This window comes from Kitasatospora sp. MY 5-36, from assembly GCF_001182915.1.
Taxonomy (GTDB): Bacteria; Actinomycetota; Actinomycetes; order Streptomycetales; family Streptomycetaceae; genus Kitasatospora.
Genome location: NZ_LFVW01000531.1, coordinates 1 through 8,066, shown reverse-complemented (window position 1 = coordinate 8,066; position 8,066 = coordinate 1). Strand labels below are relative to the sequence as shown.

The 8,066-nt window shown below is 72.5% G+C and carries 4 protein-coding genes and 1 pseudogene; 4 read left to right on the top strand and 1 reads right to left on the bottom strand.

Annotated elements, in window-relative coordinates; translation table 11 throughout:
- Positions 1-2: 2 nt before the first annotated feature.
- The 4 genes from glgB (at position 3) to pyk (ending at position 7,286) form a co-directional block, all read left to right on the top strand.
- Positions 3-2,198, top strand: a complete 2,196-nt coding sequence (gene glgB, locus AE652_RS29280; RefSeq protein WP_063780306.1) for a 1,4-alpha-glucan branching enzyme — start codon at positions 3-5, stop codon at positions 2,196-2,198.
- A 177-nt stretch (positions 2,199-2,375) separates the two neighbouring features.
- A complete protein-coding gene (gene pta, locus AE652_RS29275; protein ID WP_082346049.1) occupies positions 2,376-4,544 on the top strand; it encodes a phosphate acetyltransferase in 2,169 nt (722 codons plus the stop codon).
- Positions 4,541-5,764, top strand: a complete 1,224-nt coding sequence (locus AE652_RS29270; protein ID WP_049656905.1) for an acetate kinase — start codon at positions 4,541-4,543, stop codon at positions 5,762-5,764. The genes pta and AE652_RS29270 overlap by 4 nt, the downstream gene beginning before the upstream one ends.
- Positions 5,765-5,858: 94 nt before the next feature.
- A complete protein-coding gene (pyk, locus tag AE652_RS29265; RefSeq protein WP_049656903.1) occupies positions 5,859-7,286 on the top strand; it encodes a pyruvate kinase in 1,428 nt (475 codons plus the stop codon).
- Between the two features lie 74 nt (positions 7,287-7,360).
- On the opposite strand, the pseudogene AE652_RS29260 reads toward pyk, so the two are convergent.
- Positions 7,361-8,066, bottom strand: a pseudogene (locus AE652_RS29260) (hypothetical protein); the annotation flags it as partial.

The window sequence follows — 8,066 nt, the reverse complement described above, 5'->3', positions numbered from 1 at the left end:
CGCTGCGGCTGCCCGAGGCGCCGCTGCCGCCGGCCGAGGTCGACCGGCTGGTGGGCGGGCAGCACCACGACCCGCACGCGCTGCTCGGCGCGCACCCGGTGCACGGCGGCACGGCGATCCGGGTGCTGCGCCCGTTCGCCGAGCGGGTGGTCGTCGAGACCGCCCACGGCCCGGCCGAACTCACCCACCAGCAGAGCGGGTTGTTCACCGGCCTGGTGGCCGGCGGCGAACCGCCGGAGTACACCCTGCTGGTGACGTACCCCGACGGCGAGCCGCTGCGCCAGCACGACGGCTACCGCACCCCGCCCACCCTCGGCGAACTCGACCTGCACCTGATCTCCGAGGGCCGGCACGAGCAGCTGTGGCGGGCGCTCGGCTCGCACGTGCGCACCGTCGACGGGGTGGCCGGCACCGCCTTCGCGGTCTGGGCGCCGAACGCCGTCGGGGTCCGGCTGATCGGCGGCTTCAACCACTGGAACGGCACCGGGCACCCGATGCGCTCGCTCGGCTCGTCCGGGATCTGGGAGCTGTTCGTCCCCGGCCTGGCCGAGGGCGCCACCTACAAGTACGAGGTGCACACCCGGCAGGGCTGGGTGCTGGACAAGGCCGACCCGCTGGCCCGGGCCGCCCAGTGCCCGCCCGGCACCGCCTCGGTGGTCACCTCCTCCGACTACGCCTGGCAGGACGGCGACTGGATGGCCCGCCGGGCCCGCGCCGCGCACCACCGGGCCCCGATGTCGGTGTACGAGCTGCACCTGCCGTCCTGGCGCCCGGACCTCACCACCTACCGCGCCATCGCCGAGGAACTGCCGCGCTACCTCCAGGAGTTGAACTTCACCCACGTGGAGCTCATGCCGGTGATGGAGCACCCCTTCGGCGGCTCCTGGGGCTACCAGGTGTCCGGCTACTACGCCCCCACCGCCCGGCTCGGCGGCCCCGACGACTTCCGGTACCTGGTGGACACCCTGCACCGGCACGGCATCGGCGTGATCGTCGACTGGGTGCCCGCGCACTTCCCCAAGGACGACTTCGCGCTCGCCCGCTTCGACGGCGAGCCGCTGTACGAGCCCGCCGACCCGCTGCGCGCCGAGCACCCCGACTGGGGGACGCTGGAGTTCGACTACGGCCGCAAGGAGGTGCGCAACTTCCTCGTCGCCAACGCGGTGTACTGGTGCGAGGAGTTCCACGTCGACGGCCTGCGGGTGGACGCCGTCGCCTCGATGCTCTACCTCGACTACTCCCGCGAGGGCGGCGACTGGACGCCCAACCGGTTCGGCGGCCGGGAGAACCTGGACGCCGCCTCCTTCCTCCAGGAGATGAACGCCACCGTCTACCGGCGCTGCCCGGGCGCGGTGACCATCGCCGAGGAGTCCACCGCCTGGGACGGGGTCACCCGCCCCACCGACGCCGGCGGGCTCGGCTTCGGGCTGAAGTGGAACATGGGCTGGATGCACGACTCGCTGGTCTACATGTCCAAGGAGCCGGTGCACCGCAAGTACCACCACAACGAGATCACCTTCTCGATGGTGTACGCCTACTCCGAGAACTACGTCCTGCCGATCTCGCACGACGAGGTGGTGCACGGCAAGCGGGCGCTGGTCTCCAAGATGCCCGGGGACTGGTGGCAGCAGCGCGCCAACCACCGCGCCTACCTCGGCTTCATGTGGTCCCACCCGGGCAAGCAGCTGCTGTTCATGGGGCAGGAGTTCGCCCAGGGCGCGGAGTGGGACCACGAGCAGGGCCCGCAGTGGTGGGTGCTCGACGAGCGGTGGCCGGCCCACGAGGAACACCTCGGGGTGCGCCGGCTGGTCCGCGACCTCAACCGGCGCTACCTCGACACCCCGGCGCTGTGGGAGCTGGACACCGTCCCCGAGGGCTTCCGCTGGCTCGACGGCGGCGCCGCCGAGGACAACCTGCTCTCCTTCGTCCGGTACGCGGCCGACGGCTCGCCGCTGGTCGCGGTCTGCAACTTCTCGCCGGTCGTCCGGCACGGCCACCGGGTCGGCCTGCCCCGGCTGGCGGGCCGCGACCAGCTGTGGGAGGAGGCGCTGAACACCGACGCCGAGGAGTACGGCGGCAGCGGCGTCGGCAACTCCCACCCGGTCAAGGCCGAGCCGGTGGAGTGGGACGGCCAGCCCCGGTCCGCCGAACTGGTCCTCCCCCCGCTCTCCACCGTCTGGCTCCGCCCCGCGCGCTGAGCGCCGGGCGCCTCCGGTGCCCCGGACGCCCCGGGTGCCCGCCCCGTCGGCGGGCGCCCTGGGCGGGACCTCCGCCCCTTGCCCGAACCCCGTCGCTCTGCTCGCGGACACCCGTTCGGGGTGCGAAGGTATGGTCGATATGACCACTTTCCGAGACGACGGGACGGAGACAACCACGTGGCGCGCAGCGTGTACGTGACCGGCATCGACCGGGGGGACGGCCGCCAGGCGGTCGAACTCGGGGTCATGGAACTGCTCACCCGCCAGGTGGACCGGGTCGGGGTGTTCCGCCCGCTGGTGCACGCCGCCCCCGGGCAGCCGGGCTCCGACCACGTGGTCGAGCTGCTGCGCGGCCGCTACCGGCTCGACCTGCCCAGCAGCGAGCTGTACGGCCTCGGCTACGAGGAGGCCGCCGCCCTCCAGGCCGCCCACGGGCAGGACGAACTGGTCTCCGCGCTGGTCGACCGCTTCCACGCGCTGGAGCGGCGCTGCCAGGCCGTCCTGGTGCTCGGCACCGACTTCGCCGACACCAGCATCCCGGACGAACTCGCCTTCAACGCCCGCCTGGCCAACGAGTTCGGCGCCGCCGTGCTGCCGGTGGTCGGCGGGCACGGCGAGGACCCCGAGACGGTGGTCGCCGAGCTGCTGGGCGCCCACCGCGCCTACACCGACCTCGGCTGCCAGACCCTGGCGATGATCGCCAACCGGGTCGCCCCCGGCGCCAAGCAGCGCATCCAGCGCACCCTCACCGAGAAGCTGCCCGTCCCCGCCTACGTCATCCCGGAGGAGCCGGCCCTGGCCGCGCCCACCGTCGCCCAGCTGGTCGAGGCGACCGGCGCCGAGGTGCTGCTCGGGGACGCCGCCGGCCTCGCCCGGGACGTGCGCGGCTACGTCTTCGGCGGCGCCATGCTGCCCACCTTCCTGGACGCGCTGACCGAGGGCGCCCTGGTGGTCACCCCCGGGGACCGCGCCGACCTGGTGATCGGCTCGCTGGCCGCGCACGCCGCCGGCGCCCCGCCGATCGCCGGCGTGCTGCTGACGCTCGGCCAGCACCCCGGCCCCAACGTGATGGCACTGGCCGCCCGGCTCGCCCCCGGCACCCCGGTCGCGGTCGTCCCCGAGGGCAGCTGGCCCACCGCCGCCCACCTGACCCACCTGGAGGGCAAGCTCACCTCGGCCAGCCCCCGGAAGGCCGAGATCGCCCTCGGCCTGTTCGAACTGCACGTCGACACCGCCGAGTTGACCAACCTGATCGAGGTCGGCCGGTCCGAGCGGGTCACCCCGATGATGTTCGAGCACGAGCTGCTGGAGCGCGCCCGGGGCACCCGCCGGCACGTCGTCCTGCCGGAGGGCACCGAGGAGCGGGTGCTGCGCGCCGCCGAGATCCTGCTGCGCCGCAACATCTGCGACCTCACCCTGCTCGGCGAGGCGGACGCCGTCCGCCGCAAGGCGTCGAGCCTGAGCATCGACCTCCCGGCCGAGGACCCGGCCGCCGACCGCGCCCAGGTGCGGATCGTCGACCCGGCCACCAGCCCGCTGCGCCGCCAGTTCGCCGAGCTGTACGCGAGGCTGCGCGCCCACAAGGGGATGACCGTCGAGCTGGCCCTGGACGTGGTCACCGACGTCTCGTACTTCGGCACCCTGATGGTCCAGGAGGGCATCGCGGACGGCATGGTCTCCGGCGCGGCGCACTCCACCGCCGCCACCATCCGGCCCGCCTTCGAGGTGATCAAGACCTCGCCGGGCGCCTCGATCGTCTCCTCGGTCTTCTTCATGTGCCTGGCCGACCGGGTGCTGGTGTACGGCGACTGCGCGGTCAACCCCGACCCGGACGCCCAGCAGCTGGCTGACATCGCCATCCAGTCGGCCGCCACCGCCGCCCAGTTCGGGGTGGAGCCGCGGGTCGCGATGCTCTCGTACTCGACCGGCACCTCCGGCTCCGGCGCGGACGTCGACAAGGTCCGCAAGGCCACCGAGCTGGTCCGCGAGCTGCGGCCGGACATCCTGGTCGAGGGCCCGATCCAGTACGACGCGGCGGTGGACGCCCGGGTCGCGGCCACCAAGCTGCCGGGCTCCCCGGTGGCCGGGCGGGCCACCGTGCTGATCTTCCCGGACCTCAACACCGGCAACAACACCTACAAGGCGGTCCAGCGCTCGGCCGGGGCCGTCGCCGTCGGCCCGGTGCTCCAGGGGCTGCGCAAGCCCGTCAACGACCTCTCCCGCGGGGCGCTGGTGCAGGACATCGTCAACACCGTCGCGATCACCGCCATCCAGTCCCAGGACCACGCCTCCCAGGACCGCACCTCCCAGGACCTCGCGTCGGACAGCAAGGAGCTCCCCGCATGAGCAAGGGCACCCGCGTCCTCGTCCTGAACGCCGGCTCCTCGTCGGTGAAGTACCAGCTGATCGACATGCTGGACGGGGCCAGGCTGGCCGCCGGGCTGGTCGAGCGGATCGGCGAGACCGGCGGGCGGCTGGTGCACACCCCGCGCACCGGCGGGCCGCGCGAGACCGTCCAGGCCTTCCCGGACCACGCCGCCGCGCTCAAGGCCGTCGCCGAGGAGCTGTCCGCCGACGGCGTCGGGCTGGACTCCCCCGAGCTGGCCGCGATCGGCCACCGGGTGGTGCACGGCGGCCTGCGGTTCACCGAGCCGACCGTGATCACCGACGACGTGCTCAAGGAGATCCGCCGGCTGATCCCGGTCGCCCCGCTGCACAACCCGGCCAACATCACCGGCATCGAGGTCGCCCGGGCCCTGCGCCCCGACCTCCCCCAGGTGGCCGTCTTCGACACCGCCTTCCACGCCTCGATGCCCGAGTACTCGGCCCGGTACGCGATCGACAAGGACGTCGCCGACCGGCACCGGGTGCGCCGCTACGGCTTCCACGGCACCTCGCACCAGTACGTCTCGCGGGCCACCGCCCGGCTGCTCGGCAAGGACCCGGCCGAGGTCAACGTGATCGTGCTGCACCTGGGCAACGGCGCCTCCGCCTCGGCGGTCGCCGGCGGCCGCTGCGTGGACACCTCGATGGGCCTGACCCCGCTGGAGGGCCTGGTCATGGGCACCCGATCGGGCGACATCGACGCCGGCGTGGTGTTCCACCTGCACCGGGTCGGCGGGCTGTCCGTGGACGAGATCGACGACCTGCTCAACCGCCGCAGCGGCCTGCGCGGGCTGTGCGGCGAGAACGACATGCGCGAGATCATGCGCCGGGCCGACGAGGGGGACGCGGACGCGAAGCTCGCGTTCGACTCGTACGTCCACCGGCTGCGCAAGTACATCGGCGGCTACTACGCGGTGCTCGGCCGGGTGGACGCGATCGCGTTCACCGCCGGGGTCGGGGAGAACGCGGCGCCGGTGCGCGCGGCGGCCACCGCGGGACTGGAGGAACTGGGCATCGCCGTCGACCCGGAACTGAACTCGGTGCGGTCCGGCGAGGCCCGGATCGTCTCGCCCGAGTACGCCCGGGTGGCGGTCGCCGTGGTGCCCACCGACGAGGAGCTGGAGATCGCCCGACAGACCTTCGCGCTGGTGCACCGGGAACGCCGGGAGTCCGAGGACTGACACGGATCCGTCTCACTCCTCGGAAGCTTTCGTCGGCGATTCCTCCCGGTGCGTGCCGAATGCACCTATAACACGAACGGATAGACTGATCCATATGCGCCGAGCGAAAATTGTCTGCACCCTGGGTCCGGCGACGGACTCCTACGAACAGCTGAAGGCCATCGTCGAGGCGGGCATGAACGTCGCCCGACTGAACATGAGCCACGGCAACCACGCGGACCACGAGGAGCGGTACCGCAAGGTCCGCCAGGTCTCGGAGGACACCGGCAAGGCCATCGGCGTCCTGGCCGACCTCCAGGGTCCGAAGATCCGTCTGGCGACCTTCGCCAACGGCCCGGTGACCGTCGACAACGGCGACGAGTTCACCATCACCACCGAGGACGTCCCCGGTGACCAGCACATCTGCGGCACCACCTACAAGGGCCTGCCCGGCGACGTGAAGGCCGGCGACCCGATCCTGATCAACGACGGCGTCATCGCCCTGGAGGTCGTCAGCGTCGACGGCCCGCGGGTGAAGACCGTGGTGATCGAGGGCGGCGTGCTCTCGAACAACAAGGGCATCAACCTGCCCGGCGCGGCCGTGAACGTGCCCGCCCTGTCCGAGAAGGACAAGGACGACCTGCGCTTCGCGCTGCGCCTGGGCGTCGACATGATCGCCCTGTCCTTCGTCCGCAACGCGGACGACATCAAGGACGTCCACGAGGTCATGGACGAGGTCGGCATCCGCGTGCCGGTCATCGCCAAGATCGAGAAGCCGCAGGCCGTCGAGGCCATGGAGGAGATCGTCCTCGCCTTCGACGCCATCATGGTCGCCCGCGGCGACCTGGCCGTGGAGTACCCGCTGGAGCGGGTGCCGCTGGTCCAGAAGCAGCTGATCACCCTGGCCCGCCGCAACGCCAAGCCGGTCATCGTCGCCACCCAGATGATGGAGTCGATGATCCACGCCTCGCGCCCGACCCGCGCCGAGGTCTCCGACGTCGCCAACGCCATCCTGGACGGCGCCGACGCGGTCATGCTGTCCGCCGAGTCGAGCGTCGGCAAGTACCCCGTCGAGACCGTCCGCACCATGGCCCGGATCTGCGAGACGGCCGAGGGCGAGCTGCTCGCCCAGGGCCTCCAGCCGCTCAACCCGGGCCGCAAGCCGCGCACCCAGGGCGGCTCCGTCGCCCGCGCCGCGTGCGAGCTGGGCGACTTCCTGGACGGCAAGGCGCTGGTCGCCTTCACCAAGTCCGGCGACACCGCCCGCCGGCTGTCCCGCTACCGCTCGCCGATCCCGGTGATCGCCTTCACCCCGGACAGCGCCACCCGCAACCAGCTCTCGCTGAGCTGGGGCGTCGAGGCGTACGTCACGGAGCAGGTGGCCACCACCGACGCGATGGTCGCGCAGGTCGACCGGGAGCTGCTGAAGCTCGGCCGGCTCGGCGAGGGCGACACCGTCATCGTCACCGCCGGTGTCCCGGTCGGCGTCCCCGGCACCACCAACATGGTGCAGGTGCACCACCTGGGCACCCGGGGCGAGTGAGCACCCGTCAGGCCTGAACGCCCGTGGGGCGGTCCTCCTTCCGGAGGGCCGCCCCACGGTCCTTGTGGCGTCCGCTACTTGTCGCTGTAGGGGGCGTCGTCGTTGAACAGGCGCATCCCGGGGATGCGCAGGGTGCCGCCGAACTGGCCGGCCTGCTTGGCGGTGACGCCGGTCAGCTCCAGGTCCAGCGGGATCGGGATGGAGCCGATCAGGTCGTACAGCCAGCGCGGCAGGGTGTCCGGGGTGAGGGTGATCTCGCCCAGGTCGATCGGGATCGGCAGGCCGAGCACCTTGGAGAGGTGGCCGGACAGCCGCTCCACGTACATGGTGACCGGGCCCTTGCGCATCGTCGAGGTGGAACCCGGGGCGCCCTGGACGTGGAAGGTGACGCCGTTGCCCTCCAGGGTCGACATGTCGAGGTTGTCGATGTCCACGCTGTCGACCACGAACTTCAGGACGCGCTTGCTGCCGGTCACGGTCTTCACGTCGTAGACGCCGTGGAAGGCCGCGCCGTGCAGGGCGAGCCGGCTGGTCTTCAGGGTCCAGTTCTGCTCCGGGACGACGTGCCCGGGGGCGGGCGCGCCGGCGGTCAGGCCCCGGGCGTCCACATCGCAGTTGGGGTTCTCGGTGGGCGTGCCGGACGGGCTGCCGGAGGCGCCCGCGGAGGGCGTCGCCGAGGCGTCCGCGGACGGGGTCGCGGAGGGCTTCGGCTTGCCGCTCGCCCTGCCGCTCGGCGTGGCGGTGGGCGAGGGCTCGTCGGCGGCGGGCTGGATCGCGGGC